This window comes from Chitinophaga filiformis, assembly GCF_900102545.1.
Lineage (GTDB): Bacteria > Bacteroidota > Bacteroidia > Chitinophagales > Chitinophagaceae > Chitinophaga > Chitinophaga filiformis.
On sequence record NZ_FNBN01000006.1, the window covers coordinates 138,443 to 154,827 of the forward strand.

Here is a 16,385-nt window from a genome sequence, read left to right on the forward strand (position 1 = left end):
CAATGTTGTTAAATATTTATTCATACATGCATCATTTAATGAATGTTTGAACATCTATTCGCCTTCTACTCCTGTATTCTTGCGGGCTTCCACTTTAGTGAAATATGATAGGTCCCTCCCCTTCTAATCATTGCTCCGTTGGAAAAGCAATGCTCTTTGTTGACAAAGGGTTTTCTATTCATACGTGTCGTTGCGTCAAGGGTTACACACAAATCAATCCTCTATTCCGGAAGTCTTCATGCAAATTACATCAATTCACTGAAAGTTCCACAGCAGTGGGATAAATTTTCAACCATTTTACATACAACTTTTGTGTCAAACCCGCATTATTATTTGTCCATATTAGCTTTCCCGCACTTTTTAAGCTGTTTTTTGTGTCTTCATGGCCAGGTAATACAGCGGGAAACCAATAACGATGATCAATAATCCGAATAAAGCATAGCCACTCTCAAAACGAAGTAACAATAACGCCAGTACGGATGCTACCACAATATATAACATTGGTAATACAGGATAGCCAAATGCTTTATAGGGACGTGGAATATCCGGACGCTTGTTGCGTAACACAAAGATACCAGCAATTGTGATAACATAAAATATTAATACGCCAAAAATTACCATTGCCAGCAAATCATTGTATTTACCAGTCAGACATAACAATGACGCCCACACGCATTGTATCCATAACCCGTTGGCAGGTACGTTATCTTTATTCAGCTCAGCTGCTTTCTTAAAGAATAGTCCGTCCTCAGCCATTGTATAATAAATACGGGCGCCAGACAGGATCAATCCATTGTTGCATCCAAAGGTAGATACCATGATCATTACTGCAATTACCAGGGAGCCACTTGACCCAAAGATCTGTTCTGCAGCAACAACAGCTACACGGTCTTTCGCTGCAAAAGCAATATCGTGCATTGGCAGCACTGCCAGATACATCAGGTTGGCGCTTACATAGACAATGGTCACCAGCAGTGTACCCAGGAATAGGGCACGTCCGATATTCCTCTGCGGATTTTTAATCTCTGCAGCAATGAAGGTAATATTGTTCCAGGCATCGCTGCTGAACAATGATCCTTTCATAGAAATAGCAATAGCACCACATAAAGCAAGTCCGGATAACAGTGTGGTAGTTACCTGTCCGTCCACCTGTGTCAGACTTACTGCTTCCCAGGCATTCGCCCAGTTGGCATTCCATACTTCCTGTTTAGCTCCCAGCAGGAACCCGAATATGATCAGGCCAAACAAAGACAGCAGTTTTGCCAGGGTAAATACTGTCTGGATGATTTTACCGCTTTTAATACCGCGTGTATTGATCCAGGTAAGCAATATAATGGAGATGATCGCTACGATCTGCGCTGCTGATACCTTTACAATCCCTGCGTCTAACAGTATATGCTCTTCACTGAAGGCCGGGATAAGATAAGAGGAGAACTTGGCAAACGCCACTGCTACGGCCGCTATAGTACCTGTCTGGATCACACTGAACTGTGTCCAGCCGAACAGAAAGGCTACTAACGGATTGTAGGCTTCACGCAGGTAAACATACTGTCCCCCTGCCTTTGGATACATACCGGATAACTCTCCATAACTCACCGCCGCGATAATGGTAACAATACCGCCCAATACCCACATCAATGTTAACCAGCCCGCAGAACCCACATTACGGGCTATTTCTGCGGATACAAGGAATACGCCGGATCCTATCATCGAACCAGCTACGATCATGGTTGCGTCCAGTAAACTTAAACTTGGACGGAAAGCTGTGTTGTGGTTTTCCATATGTTCTTGTGTCTATATGATTAAAAAAATCCCGTCTCAGTAATGTTTACGAGACGGGATTCCAATTTATAATTATTTTTCAAACGTTGCTGCTATAGCAACTATTATTTTTTCTCCTCAGTGGATGCGTTGGCTTCGTTCAGCCCCTTAATTACCTCATTTGTAATGTCATACTTCTCATCCTTGTACAAAACATTACTAGCACCTGTACGGTAAGAAAGGATATAGGCATAACGTTTATCGCTGTTATACTTTGTCAGGAAATCGTTCAGCCTTTTCTGCAGCTCTTCATTGAACTTGTTTTCCTGCTCTGCATACTGGGAACGCATGGCCTGCGCCTTGCCTTCCAGCTGCTGCTGCTTGTTATATAAAGCACGCTGGGTTGCCTCACCTTCTGACTGTGTCATTCCGTTAGCTCTGCGTTGAAAATCAGCCGCTTCATTCTGTAATGCACGTACATTGGCCTGCAGTTCATTGTCGATTGCCTGCTGTTTCTTCTCTAATTCAGCCTTTTTCTCCTTGAAATATTCATAGTGAGCTTCAACGGTATCGATATCCACATATGCTATAATAAAGCTGTTATTAGATGCCGCACTGCCGTCCTTGGCAGCCGCTGCCGGACTATTGTTCCCCTGTTTGTTATTCTGCTGGCAGGCAATAAATGTTCCGGCTGTCAGTACCGCTAATAATCCGCTTTTCACAAGTTGTTTAGTAGTGCGCATGTTGTTAGGTGGATTTTTTAATCTCCTTAAATACATTTTTAAAATTGAACGGCTAAAATAAGGTTTTTAGATGATTATACTTAGTCCCTCACTTTCTTAACAACACTTTCACATATAGATTTTTCCCCTGCATAGGAGACAGTTTCTAATGTACAAAGGTTGTCAGTTTGAAGGAATCAACATTCCTGACATTTCCATATCCGATAATGGTATACTGCTTCTGGTCCTGTATTTCATAGGTATGGCTGTTATTTCCCATTAGACTCAGGGAAGAGTCTGCATAACGGAGGTCCACGTTACGGTTGCCCACAGGCACCTGTACAAAATCAGTAGCCGCCTGATAACCCAGCTGGCGGAATACCCGCACATTGTCCACATACATGTCCAGGGTCAGCCTCAAAGCTGGCGTCGTATAGGTATCACTCAGATTAATGTACCTCACTTTACCGAAATTGGCCTGAGATGGCGCCAGGTGATCTTCAACAAGCAGTAACTGCAGCGCCCTGGAGTTATTCTGCGAGAGGAATACCGAATAATAATGACCATTCCTCATGCTGATCTCGCCACTACCTATCGGGGTGTTATGGTTCCCTGCCGGATAGATCCGCAGGGCGTAACGTTTCGCCTGAAATGAGTGATAGCCGGTGCTCTCACCGTATCCTACCGCACTCCCTATAGTGGTGGTATCTATCAACACATCATACTCTTTGCCTGGTACCGCCGTAAAGAAATTGATGTTCGAACTTGTTTCTGGTATAGAGCTGTCACTATCCTTATTACAGGCTATCACGCCCACTACTGTTAATATCAATACTAAAAAAAGCCATTGCTTCATAACTATCATCCGGTAGTTTAATTGGCGGAAAGTTACAGGTAAAAAAAATGTCCCGGCACTACGCACGGGACATTTTTTTTATACATGAATGAATCTGTTCTATTCTTCTTCGTCAAACTGGAACACTTCTTTGGAAGACGCCAGGATATCATATTCTTCTTTGGATCCTACGATCATGTTTTCGAACTCACGCAGACCAGTACCTGCAGGTATCAGGTGACCGGTGATTACGTTCTCTTTCAGGCCTAGCATGTCATCTGTTTTACCGTTGATGGCTGCAGAAGACAGTACCTTGGTTGTTTCCTGGAAGGACGCTGCAGAGATCCAGCTGTGAGTACCCAGGGACGCTTTGGTAATCCCCTGTAACAGTGGGCTGGAAGTAGCTGGTTTCGCATCGCGGAATTCCACCAGTTTCTTGTCAGCACGGCGCAGCAGGGAGTTTTCTTCCCTTACCTGACGCAGTGTAACGATCTGACCAGCTTTCAGCGCGGTTGATTCACCTGCTTCGGTAACCACCTTCTTATCGAAGATGTTGTCGTTTTCTTCAAAGAATTCAAATTTATCGGTAGTGTCACCTTCCAGGAAGCGGGTATCGCCCGGATCCTCGATGTTCACCTTACGCATCATCTGACGTACGATCACCTCAATGTGCTTGTCGTTGATCTTCACACCCTGTAAACGGTATACTTCCTGTATCTCATTTACCAGGTATTCCTGAACAGCAAACGGTCCTTTGATAGACAGGATGTCCGCAGGAGTGATGGAACCATCAGACAGCGCAGTACCTGCTTTCACGAAGTCACCGTCCTGTACCAGGATGTGACGTGTCAATGGCACCAGGTATTTCTTGATATGACCTTCACGGCTTTCGATGATGATCTCACGGTTACCACGTTTGATGTTACCGAAAGCTACCACACCATCAATTTCAGATACGATGGCAGGATTGCTTGGGTTACGTGCTTCAAACAGTTCAGTTACACGTGGCAGACCACCCGTGATATCGCGCAGTTTACCGAGTATACGAGGGATCTTCACTATAACCTGACCAGCTCTTACTGCCTCTCCTTCTTCAATTACGATATGAGAGCCAACTGGTAAGTTGTAGGATTTCACCTCTTTATTACCATCTACGTAGATAGATGGGATCTTGTTCTTGTCTTTTGTTTCAATTACCACTTTCTCACGGTGACCAGTCTGTTCGTCAGCCTCTTCACGGAAGGTAATACCTTCGATGATGCTATCGAAACGGATGTTACCCGCGATTTCAGATACGATAACGGCGTTGTATGGATCCCATGTACAGATCATGTCACCTTTCGCAACTTTCTGTCCGTCTTTCACCAGCAGGGTAGAACCGTACGGAATGTTGTTGGTGATCAGCAACCTGTCATTCTTCACATCCATGATACGTAATTCACCTGTACGGCCAATTACCACCTGTACTTTCTCGCCTTCGTTGTTTTCGTAAGTAGTGGTACGCAGACCATCGAACTGGATAGTACCGTCGAATTTCGCCTGTAAGCCGGTATCAACAGAAGTAGAACCAGCCACACCACCCACGTGGAAGGTACGCAGTGTCAGCTGTGTACCAGGCTCACCGATGGACTGTGCTGCGATGATACCTACTGCATCACCACGCTGTGTTACATAACCTGTAGCCAGGTTCTTACCGTAACATTTCACGCACACTCCTCTGCGGCTTTCGCAGGTCAGTACGGAACGGATTTCTACTGTATCGATAGAGCTGTTCTCAATACGATGAGCGATATCTTCAGTGATCAGGCTACCTGCTTCAACGATCAGTTCCTCTGTATGAGGATCGAACACATCGTGCAGGGAAGTACGGCCAAGGATACGGTCGTACAGTGGCTCAACCACCTCTTCGTTATCTTTCAGTGCAGAGGTTGCAATACCACGCAGTGTACCACAGTCTTCCTCATTGATTACCACATCCTGTGCTACGTCCACCAGACGACGGGTCAGGTAACCCGCATCCGCCGTTTTCAGTGCCGTATCCGCAAGACCCTTACGGGCACCGTGCGTAGAGATGAAGTATTCCAATACGTTCAGACCATCCTTAAAGTTGGACAGGATCGGGTTCTCGATGATCTCTGAACCGGTAGATCCACTCTTACGCGGTTTAGCCATCAGACCCCTTAAACCAGCCAGCTGTTTGATCTGCTGTTTGGAACCACGCGCACCGGAATCAAGCATCATGTACACAGAGTTGAAGCCCTGTTTGTCATTTGCCAGCTCACGGATCAGCGTTTCAGTTACTTTGGTATCCACACGTGACCAGATATCAATGATCTGGTTATAACGTTCGTTATTCGTGATCAGACCCATGTTATAGTTATCCCATACTTCATCCACTTCGCTGGAAGCACCATCAATCATGTGCTGTTTCACCTCAGGGATGATCAGGTCATTGATGTTGAAGGACAATCCACCACGGAATGCGGTACGGAAACCAAGTTGCTTGATATCATCCAGGAACTTCGCAGTTTTAGGAATATCAGTATACTTGATAATGTCACCGATGATCTCACGCAGTGACTTCTTAGTCAGCAGTGCATTCACATAACCAGCTTCTTTTGGAACGTGCTGGTTAAAGATCACACGGCCTACAGTTGTTTCGATCAGCTTAGTTTCCAGTTCACCCTTCTCATTACGTACAGTCGCTCTTACGCGGATGTTCGCATGCAGGTTCACTCTCTGCTCGTTGTAAGCGATGATCACCTCTTCTGCAGAATAGAAAGCCTTACCTTCTCCTTCTACTTTTTCAGTAGGAGTAGATTTCTTGCCTTTGGTGATGTAGTACAGACCCAATACCATGTCCTGTGAAGGCAGGGTGATAGGCGTACCGTTCTGCGGGTTGAGGATGTTGTGTGATGACAGCATCAGTAACTGTGCTTCCAGTATCGCAGCATTGCTGAGCGGTACGTGCACGGCCATCTGGTCACCATCAAAGTCGGCGTTGAACGCAGAACACACCAGTGGGTGGAGCTGGATCGCTTTACCTTCCACCAGTTTAGGCTGGAACGCCTGTATAGACAAACGGTGCAGGGTCGGAGCACGGTTTAACATTACAGGATGTCCTTTCAGTACATTCTCCAGGATATCCCAAACCACTGCTTCTTTTCTGTCAACCAGCTTCTTCGCTGATTTTACCGTTTTAACGATACCTCTTTCTATCAGTTTACGGATGATGAACGGTTTGAACAGCTCAGCCGCCATATCCTTAGGTAAACCACACTCGTGCAGTTTCAGTTCAGGACCTACCACGATAACGGAACGACCAGAGTAGTCAACACGTTTACCCAACAGGTTCTGACGGAAACGACCTTGTTTACCTTTCAGTACGTCAGACAGGGATTTCAGTGCACGTCCGCCTTCTGCCTTCACCGCATTTGATTTACGGGAGTTATCGAAGAGGGAGTCAACTGCTTCCTGCAGCATACGTTTTTCGTTACGTAAGATCACCTCTGGCGCCTTGATCTCGATCAGACGTTTCAGACGGTTATTACGGATGATCACCCTGCGGTACAGGTCGTTCAGGTCGGAAGACGCGAAACGGCCACCATCCAATGGAACTAACGGACGCAGTTCTGGTGGTACTACAGGGATATATTGCATTACCATCCACTCAGGACGGTTTTCAACACGACCATTTGCTTCACGGAAAGCTTCCACCACGCTCAGACGTTTCAGCGCTTCTGCCTTACGTTGCTGGCTGGTTTCAGTTGCCGCCTGGTTACGCAGCTGGTAAGAAAGGCTATCCAGATCAATTCTGGCCAGCATCATTTCTACCGCTTCAGCACCCATCTTGGCGATGAACTTGTTTGGATCCTCGTCAGGCAACAGCTGGTTGTCTTTCGGCAGGGTATCCAGTATGTCGAGATATTCTTCTTCTGTCAGCAGGTCGCCGTAGTTCAGGCCTTTCTCCTGTTTAGCACCAGCCTGTATGATCACATACCTTTCGTAGTAAACGATGGTCTCGAGTTTCTTGGAACTCATTCCCAGCAGGTAACCGATCTTATTAGGTAATGATTTAAAGTACCAGATGTGTACAACAGGCACAACCAGGCGGATGTGACCCATTCTTTCACGACGTACCTTTTTCTCGGTTACTTCCACACCGCAACGGTCACACACGATACCCTTGTAACGGATACGTTTGTATTTTCCGCAATAGCACTCATAGTCCTTTACGGGGCCGAAGATCCTTTCACAGAACAAACCATCACGCTCCGGCTTGTAAGTACGGTAGTTGATGGTTTCCGGCTTCAGCACTTCCCCATAAGAGCGCTCCAGGATTGAATCCGGAGAAGCCAGACTAATGGTAATGCTGCTAAAGTTTGATTTAGGACGATTTTCTTTCTTGATGGCCATATATGTTGTTTAAAGAAAATTCACATGTTATTCAGTCCGCGGGCATAGACAGCGTCCATGGAGACCGTGTCTGATTATCTAAAGCCTAAGGCCCATAGTCCAAAGCGGCTGCTAAGGACTATGGACCATCAACTTATGGACTAATATTAATCAAATTTCAAATCCAGACCCAGACCGCGGAGCTCATGTATCAATACATTGAATGATTCCGGTACGCCTGCTTTTGGTATGTTATCGCCTTTAACGATAGACTCATATGCTTTGGCACGGCCTACGATGTCATCAGACTTAATGGTTAACAGCTCCTGCAGGATATTGGATGCACCATATGCTTCCAGTGCCCACACCTCCATCTCACCAAAACGCTGACCACCGAACTGCGCCTTACCACCCAACGGCTGTTGTGTAATGAGACTGTACGGTCCGATAGAACGGGCGTGCATCTTATCATCAACCATGTGGCTCAGTTTGAGCATGTAGATAACACCCACGGTAGCTTTCTGGTGGAAACGCTCACCGGTTTCGCCATCATACAGGTAAGTATGGCCGAAGCTTGGCAGACCTGCTTCGTTGATATAGCTGGCTATTTCTTCTGTAGTAGCACCATCAAAGATTGGCGTTGCAAACCTCACGCCCAGTTTCAGACCAGCCCAACCCAGTACTGTTTCGTAGATCTGTCCAAGGTTCATACGGGAAGGTACGCCCAATGGGTTCAGTACGATATCTACCGGTGTTCCGTCTTCCAGGAATGGCATGTCTTCATCACGCACGATCTTCGCAACAATACCCTTGTTACCGTGACGGCCCGCCATCTTATCACCCACTTTCAGCTTACGTTTGCTGGCCAGGTAAACCTTCGCCAGTTTCAGTACGCCTGCTGGCAACTCATCACCAATAGAGATGTTGAACTTCTCACGTTTGTAACGTCCCAGTTCTTCATTGTACTTGATGTTATAGTTGTGCAGCAATGTGTTGATCTGATCGTTGGTTACCTCGTCGGTAGTCCAGCCGAGCGGATTCACATTCTGGAAGTCGATGTTAGCCAGGTTCTTCGCAGAGAACTTAGATCCTTTGGAGATCAATACTTCACCGTAAGTGTTGGTGATACCCTGAGAAGTTTTATCCTTCAGCAGTGTCAGCAACTTACTCATCAGCACTTCCAGCAGGTCTTCTTCGTTCTTCTGGTGTACTTTTTCCAGTTTCTCCAGGGCCGCTTTTTCACGGGTCTTGGAGTTCTTATCTTTCTTGGCGCGGCTGAACAGTTTCTTGTCGATTACCACACCTTCTGTGCTTGGAGGCGCCTTCAGGGAAGCATCTTTCGCATCAGAAGCCTTGTCACCGAAGATCGCACGCAGCAGTTTTTCTTCCGGAGAAGGATCAGATTCACCACGTGGGGTGATCTTACCGATCAGGATATCTCCCTCTTTAATGTGCGCACCAACACGGATGATACCGTTCTGGTCCAGATCTTTGGTAGCTTCTTCACTTACGTTTGGAATGTCTGGCGTCAGTTCTTCCTCACCCAGTTTCGTATCACGTACTTCCAGCTCATACTCATCGATGTGGATGGAAGTGAAGAGGTCTTCACGGCCCACACGCTCAGAGATTACGATCGCATCCTCAAAGTTGTAACCTTTCCATGGCATGAACGCCACTTTCATGTTACGGCCCAGCGCCAGTTCACCACCACGAGTAGCGTAACCTTCTGTCAGGAAGTCGCCAAACTCGAGCTGCTGACCTTTCTTAACTGCAGGACGCAGGTTAATACAGGTGCTCTGGTTGGTTTTAACGAACTTGGTCAGCTGATATATTTTCAGGTCATCTTCAAATGACACCAGTTTCTGCATCTCATCACGCTCGTAACGAACATGAATTTCATTTGCATCCACGAATTCAACCACACCACGGCCTTCAGCGGTGATCTGCAGACGGGAGTCGCGCGCTGCTTTACCTTCCAGACCAGTACCTACGATAGGCACCTGCGGGTTGATCAGCGGCACTGCCTGACGTTGCATGTTTGATCCCATCAAAGCACGGTTGGCGTCATCGTGTTCCAGGAACGGAATCAGGGAAGCACTCAGACCCACGATCTGGTTCGGAGCAACGTCCATGTATTCAACTTCACCCTTGTCGAGGATCGGGAAGTCACCGGTTTCACGGGATTTCACCTTATCGTTGAGGAAGTTACCACCTTCATCCAGTGGCGCGTTCGCCTGCGCGATCTTCACGGAATCTTCTTCTTCAGCGCTCAGGAACTGTACTTTATCCATGTCAACTTTACCATCGTTCACCTTACGGTAAGGCGTTTCGATAAAGCCCATGTCATTCACTTTCGCGTGTACGCACAGTGTGGAGATCAGACCGATGTTCGGACCTTCCGGCGTTTCGATAGTACACAGACGGCCATAGTGGCTGTAGTGTACGTCACGCACCTCGAAACCTGCTCTCTCACGGCTAAGACCACCGGGTCCGAGTGCGGAGATACGACGTTTGTGCGTGATCTCTGACAGCGGGTTAGTCTGATCCAGGAACTGGCTCAGCTGGCTGGTACCGAAGAAGGAGTTGATTACGGAAGACAGTGTCCTTGCATTGATCAGGTCCACCGGAGTGAATACCTCATTGTCACGAACGTTCATTCTTTCACGGATGGTACGGGCCATACGGGCCAGACCAACACCAAACTGCGCATATAACTGTTCGCCCACGGTACGCACCCTACGGTTGCTCAGGTGATCGATATCATCGATCTCCGCTTTACTGTTGGTAAGCTGTACCAGGTATTTGATGATCGCAATGATGTCTTCTTTGGTCAGCACTTTCATGTTCAGTGGTGTAGGCAGACCCAGTTTCCTGTTGATCTTGTAACGGCCTACATCTCCGAGGTCATAACGCTTGTCAGAGAAGAACAATTTATCAATGATACCCCTTGCTGTTTCATCATCCGGCGCATCTGCACCACGCAACTGGCGGTAGATGTGCTGAACGGCTTCCAGCTCGGAGTTAGATGTATCTTTATTTAAAGTATTGTAAATGATGGAGAAGTCGCCGCTCACCTCTTCTTTCTGCACGAACACGCTTTTCACGCCCATATCCACGATCGTCTCGATATTCGCTTCGTCCAGGATACTGTCACGCTCAAGCACGATCTCATTACGCTCGATGCTCACTACCTCACCGGTATCTTCATCTACGAAATCTTCAACCCAGCTTCTGAGTACGCGTGCACCCAGTTTCTTACCGGCATATTTTTCCAGGCTCTTCTTGTCTGCTTTTACTTCGTCAGCCATTCCAAAGAGCTGCAGAATGTCCTTATCTGTTTCGTAGCCGATCGCACGCAGAAGGGTAGTTACAGGGAACTTCTTCTTACGGTCGATGTAAGCGTACATCACATTGTTAATGTCAGTTGCAAACTCCATCCACGCCCCTTTGAACGGAATCACCCTTGCAGAGTAGATCTTAGTACCGTTTGGATGTATGGACTGTCCGAAGAATACACCAGGAGAACGGTGGAGCTGAGATACTACCACGCGCTCTGCGCCATTGATCACGAATGTACCTCTAGGGGTCATGTAGGGTATATTCCCGAGGAATACGTCCTGCACAATCGTCTGGAAGTCAACGTGCTCCTCATCGTTACAGCTCAGGCGTAATTTCGCCTTCAGCGGTACTGAATAGGTAAGCCCACGTTCAATACATTCCTCTATAGTATATCGCGGAGGGTCTACAAAGTAGTCCAGAAACTCCAGATTAAAGATATTTCGGGTATCTGTAATCGGGAAGTTCTCCTTAAATACTTTAAAAAGGCCTTCATTGTTACGTTTGTCTGGTGTGGTTTCTAACTGGAAGAAATCCTTGAAAGATTGGATTTGGATAGCCAACAGATCCGGTGTCTCAGTAACTTGTTTGATCTTTCCAAAATTTACTCTTTCGCTTGTTTGGGCTTTTTTTAGAGACATATTCGAAGTTAGCAGTTATATTAACTTATATAATATTGTGAAGTAAATCACAACATGGATCGGGGAAATTAAGACATCTTTGTCAAATACCCTCAAAAATTTCTGTCTTCTCTGCTGTGTCAAATCCACCGACCTGGTGATTCCCCCTTTTTGACGCTCCGAAAAGACACTTTCCCAAAGGGAAGAAGGCCAAAAGTGCCGGAAGCACTTTTGACCTTTATAAAGAGGTATCCTTTAAGCAAAGACTACTGAATTTCAACTTCAGCACCAGCTTCTGTCAGCTTAGCTTTCAGATCTTCTGCTTCAGCTTTGGAAACGCCTTCTTTCAGTGGTTTAGGCGCACCATCTACCAGTTCCTTAGCTTCTTTCAGACCAAGGCCGGTCAGATCTTTAACGATCTTAACTACGTTCAGTTTGCTAGCACCTGCATTTTTCAGGATAACGTTGAAGGCAGTTTTTTCTTCAGCAGCAGCTGCGCCACCACCATCACCAGCAGAAACTACTACTGCAGCAGCAGCTGGTTCGATACCGTATTCAGATTTCAGGAAATCTGCCAGTTCTTGTACTTCCTTAACAGTTAAACCTACTAATTGTTCGGCTAATGCTTTAACGTCTGCCATTGTATAATGTTTTTAAGAATTTTAAGTATTGTAATAATTTATATTGTGACTTGGAAGCCAGTGTTGTTTTGCGCGCCTGTTAAGGCATTCAGCCAATTACTCAGCTGCAGGTGCTTCTGCGCCGGCACCTTCTTTCTTAGCTTTCTCAAGCAAACCAGCGAGAACGCGTTTTGCAGGAGATTGCAACAGACCGATAACATCTCCAATGAGCTCGTTCTTGGTCTTGATCTTCACCAGGTTAGCCAGTTGAGCATCGCCAGTGTAAATTTCATCACCTACGAAAGCTGCTTTCAGCTCAGGCTTTTCTGATTTCTTGTTTTCCTTACGGAAAGAAGAAATGATCAGAGCTGGCTCTTTAGGGCTGTCAGAGAACATCAGGGCAGTAACGCCGTTCAGAGCGTCATATACACCTGCATATTTCTGGCTATCCAGAGATTCCAGTGCCTTGCGGATCAGGGTGTTTTTAGCCACCTTCATTTCCACGTTCTTGTCGAAACAAACCTTTCTCAGGTTGTTCACCTGTGCAACGGTCAGAGACTCGGTGTTGGTGATGTAGAAGTTGTTATATTGAGAGAACTTACTTTTCAGCAGTTCAATCGCTTCGTTTTTTTGATCTTTGTTCATAGCTTTTTGTCAATTTGTTGATTTGCCGGAAGGCCAATCATTAGTTTTGAACAGATTTTGTGTCAACTGTGATGCTCGGGCTCATTGTGCTCGCCATAGACAGTCCTTTCAGGTAAGTACCTTTCGCAGTAGCTGGTTTCAGCTTGATGATAGCGTTGATCAACTCCTGAGAATTCTGTTCGATCTTGTCAGAAGCAAATGATACACGGCCAATCGAAGCGTGAATGATACCTGCTTTATCCACTTTGAAAGTGATCTTACCGCCTTTCACCTCGTTAACAGCAGCTGCTACATCATTGGTAACAGTACCTGTCTTAGGGTTCGGCATCAGGTTACGTGGACCCAGGATCTTACCCAGTTTACCGATCTTAGGCATCACAGCCGGAGTAGCTACGATAACATCAACATCGGTCCAACCACCTTCGATCTTCTGGATATACTCGTCCAGACCAACATGATCAGCACCAGCCTCTTTCGCTGCAGCTTCCTTGTCAGGAGTGCAAAGAACCAGTACACGTTTTGTTTTACCAGTACCGTGGGGAAGCGTTACGGAACCACGGATAGCCTGGTCTGCTTTCTTGGGATCTACGCCCAGACGGATATGTAAATCGACAGAACTGTCGAATTTGGTGCAGTTAATATCTTTTACAAGTGTGGAAGCTTCTTTCAGGCTATAAACCTTGTTTTTGTCCACCTTTGTATCGGCTGCTTTTCTTTTCTTAGTTGCCATTGCAAAATGTTTTAAAAAGTTAACCTGCTTTCAACAGGGTGACACAATTAATTCCAGGGAGCGTTACCATCTACTGTTATACCCATAGAACGGGCAGTACCAGCTACCATCTTCATGGCGCTTTCCTTGGTGAAACAGTTCAGGTCAGCCATTTTGTCCTGAGCAATTGCCTCAATCTGTGCCCAGGTAACCTTACCAACTTTGTTACGGTTAGGCTCTTTGGAACCACTCTGCAATTTGGCAGCTTCCAGCAGCTGTACAGCAGCAGGAGGCGTCTTAATTACGAAATCAAATGACTTGTCAGTGTAAACAGTCAGTAATACAGGCAATACCTTACCCATTTTATCCTGGGTACGGGCATTGAACTGCTTACAGAACTCCATGATGTTCACACCTTTGGAACCCAGTGCGGGACCGATCGGAGGAGCAGGGTTGGCCTGGCCGCCCTTCACCTGCAATTTCACGTACGTAGCGATCTCTTTTGCCATGTTATAAAGTTTAATTTGGTGAAAACGTCCCATCTTCGACGAGACTCCCAAAACTAAAAGGAGAAAATTTACTTACTAAAAAAGAGAAATTTACCTTTTAAAGGGGATGCAAAGGTATATAATAATGTATTAAATCTCAAAAAGAATTTGCTTTCGGGCATTCTTTTTGCTATTATAATCAGTTTGGGTCGAAAATTTTACAATTCTATTGCAAAAGTATTTTATCTTAACCCAGCAGTAAAAACTTTTACGGGTTAAATATGTCTTAACGGTCTGCAACAAATCTAATTTAATTTAATGGAATTCCCATCCACGTCGCTTTATTAAAACAAAGATTTTCTCAACATCTTTCCCGTCTTAATATACTTATCCACAAACGCCTGCTCCTCCCCTAAACGCTTCTCCATCGTACTCAACGACTCCTCTAATTCACTGATGTTTCCCCGGATCACCACCTCATTCCTGTTCAATCCAGCCAGCCCCTTCCGACTCTCTGCCAGCTTCCGCCCTATCGCATCTACCATCTCCCTGATCTCCTTATCCGGCTTCGACGGCTTAAACTGGTTATTCTTAAAGTGTACATACTCATTGAACATATTTACAGCCCGGTTATACTGATTACTGCTCCGGTTAAAATCATCTATTGCCCTGTTCGCCGCCACTATCTGCCTGTTCTCAGCAATATATTTTACCAGGCTTTTATAATATCCGAGCTCATGACTGATTAATTGGTTAGTTACTCCATACCCTTCTATCCTGTTAATAACCAACTGATACTTCCGAAGGTCATCATTCATTGTTTCGTAGGCTATCAGCGAATCCTTATAATTAAATACCGCCCGTTCTGCTGCTGCTTTCAAATCATTGCCGCTGAACTCGTCATGCCGGTAAGGATGCTCCAGTAATTGCCATAAAGGATCAAAGGGCATATGCGTTGCCACAAAAGCGGAGGGTGCCACCAGGAAATAGCTATCCACCGGCTTTCTGATAAATTTGTTATTGTTCACCACACCAGCACCCCAGGTCGGATCTGTCATATACCACGTGTTATCTATCTGTACAGCTACCCAGGCATGACTGGCATTATCGATCCTTCCATATGTCTTCGTATACCCACTTATCAGGTGCACCGGAATGCGCGCCTCTTTACAAACCAGGTAGTAGAGATTCGCATAGCCCTGGCAAACACCGATCCTCGTCTTTAAAGTCTTCTGCGCCGCATCCAGGGTATCTTTATAATAGTTGGGGCTGTACATATTGGCTACATCATACCCGATGCTCCATACCAGCCAGCTATACAACTGCCGGACAAACTCTTTCCGGGATGTGGTATGTGCAGATAGATAATGGCTCAGCGTAACAGGGGTAGCCAGGTCTGCCTCCGGTATAACCAGGGCTGCCGGTACCGGGCGCTCGGTACTAATTCTTTCCTTCGGCTGGGCAAATAGTGACGCAGAAAATAATGTAACGACAGTTAACAATATAAAAACAACCCTCATGTGTATAGCGAAAATGTCCCCAAAATTAAGGAATATCAGCTAATCGATCACCCGATTTAACCCAACCTTATCGCCTTTCAAACGTTATGATTAAAACTAAACTCCACCAATTATGCGACGTCTATTGTTATTTTCAGCCTCAGTCCTCATCTCATTTTTATCGCTCAACACTACTTCCCGGGCTCAGACCCAATCTGATGAAGAAAAAGCCTGGATGGAATACATGACCCCGGGTGCTATTCACCAGATGATTGCCAAATCCGATGGCGAATGGAGCTTTGATATGACGATGTGGATGAAACCAGATGCGCCCCCGACTACTTCAACGGGCACTACCGTCAATAAGATGATCCTGGGAGGCCGCTACCAGGAATCTATTCACAAAAGCACTTTCATGGGAATGCCTTTCGAAGGTCATGGCCTGCTCGCCTATGACAATGCCAAGAAAATATTCCAGAGCTCCTGGGTAGACAATATGGGCACCGGTATTATGAATACAGAAGGTACCTGGGACGATGCCACAAAGTCCATTACGTTTACCGGCAAATCAGTGGATCCCATGACTGGAAAAGACATGGATATTAAAGAGATCTTTAAGATTGTCGACGACAATCATCATGTGATGGAAATGTACATGGTGAATGACGGCAAAGAATTCAAAACAATGGAACTTAAATTCACCAGAAAGAATTAAGCATAAAAAAACCGTCCTGCTTAAAGCGGGACGGTTTAAT

11 protein-coding genes are annotated in these 16,385 nt (G+C 45.9%); 1 reads left to right on the forward strand and 10 read right to left on the reverse strand.

The window, feature by feature from the left end:
- Positions 1–360 precede the first annotated feature (360 nt).
- The 10 genes from BLR32_RS22775 to BLR32_RS22820 all read right to left on the reverse strand — a co-directional run bounded on the left by BLR32_RS22775 (position 361) and on the right by BLR32_RS22820 (position 15,651).
- Positions 361–1,782: an APC family permease gene (locus BLR32_RS22775; protein ID WP_089835173.1), complete on the reverse strand. Its 1,422-nt coding sequence runs from the start codon at positions 1,780–1,782 to the stop codon at positions 361–363.
- Between the two features lie 104 nt (positions 1,783–1,886).
- A complete protein-coding gene (locus tag BLR32_RS22780; protein WP_176842400.1) occupies positions 1,887–2,504 on the reverse strand; it encodes an OmpH/Skp family outer membrane protein in 618 nt (205 codons plus the stop codon).
- A gap of 145 nt (positions 2,505–2,649) precedes the next feature.
- Entirely contained in the window at positions 2,650–3,339 is a 690-nt protein-coding gene (locus BLR32_RS22785; protein WP_176842401.1) for a DUF4397 domain-containing protein, read from the reverse strand.
- A 99-nt stretch (positions 3,340–3,438) separates the two neighbouring features.
- Positions 3,439–7,734 (reverse strand): DNA-directed RNA polymerase subunit beta', encoded by a 4,296-nt coding sequence (gene rpoC / locus BLR32_RS22790; protein ID WP_089835176.1) that lies wholly within the window; start codon positions 7,732–7,734, stop codon positions 3,439–3,441.
- Positions 7,735–7,880: 146 nt separating this feature from the next.
- Positions 7,881–11,690, reverse strand: a complete 3,810-nt coding sequence (gene rpoB / locus BLR32_RS22795) for a DNA-directed RNA polymerase subunit beta (protein WP_089835177.1) — start codon at positions 11,688–11,690, stop codon at positions 7,881–7,883.
- 245 nt (positions 11,691–11,935) lie between these two features.
- Entirely contained in the window at positions 11,936–12,310 is a 375-nt protein-coding gene (rplL, locus tag BLR32_RS22800) for a 50S ribosomal protein L7/L12 (protein WP_089835178.1), read from the reverse strand.
- Between the two features lie 96 nt (positions 12,311–12,406).
- The gene (gene rplJ / locus BLR32_RS22805; RefSeq protein WP_089835179.1) at positions 12,407–12,934 is read right to left on the reverse strand and encodes a 50S ribosomal protein L10; all 528 of its coding nucleotides are present in this window, start codon (positions 12,932–12,934) and stop codon (positions 12,407–12,409) included.
- A 40-nt stretch (positions 12,935–12,974) separates the two neighbouring features.
- The gene (gene rplA, locus BLR32_RS22810) at positions 12,975–13,664 is read right to left on the reverse strand and encodes a 50S ribosomal protein L1 (protein ID WP_089835180.1); all 690 of its coding nucleotides are present in this window, start codon (positions 13,662–13,664) and stop codon (positions 12,975–12,977) included.
- A 47-nt stretch (positions 13,665–13,711) separates the two neighbouring features.
- Positions 13,712–14,152 (reverse strand): 50S ribosomal protein L11, encoded by a 441-nt coding sequence (rplK, locus tag BLR32_RS22815; RefSeq protein ID WP_089835181.1) that lies wholly within the window; start codon positions 14,150–14,152, stop codon positions 13,712–13,714.
- A 323-nt stretch (positions 14,153–14,475) separates the two neighbouring features.
- Complete coding sequence (locus BLR32_RS22820) at positions 14,476–15,651, reverse strand: transglutaminase domain-containing protein (RefSeq protein ID WP_089835182.1); 1,176 nt, start codon at positions 15,649–15,651, stop codon at positions 14,476–14,478.
- Between the two features lie 112 nt (positions 15,652–15,763).
- Between BLR32_RS22820 and BLR32_RS22825 the strand changes: the two genes are divergently transcribed.
- Positions 15,764–16,345, forward strand: a complete 582-nt coding sequence (locus BLR32_RS22825) for a DUF1579 domain-containing protein (protein ID WP_089835183.1) — start codon at positions 15,764–15,766, stop codon at positions 16,343–16,345.
- Positions 16,346–16,385 lie beyond the last annotated feature (40 nt).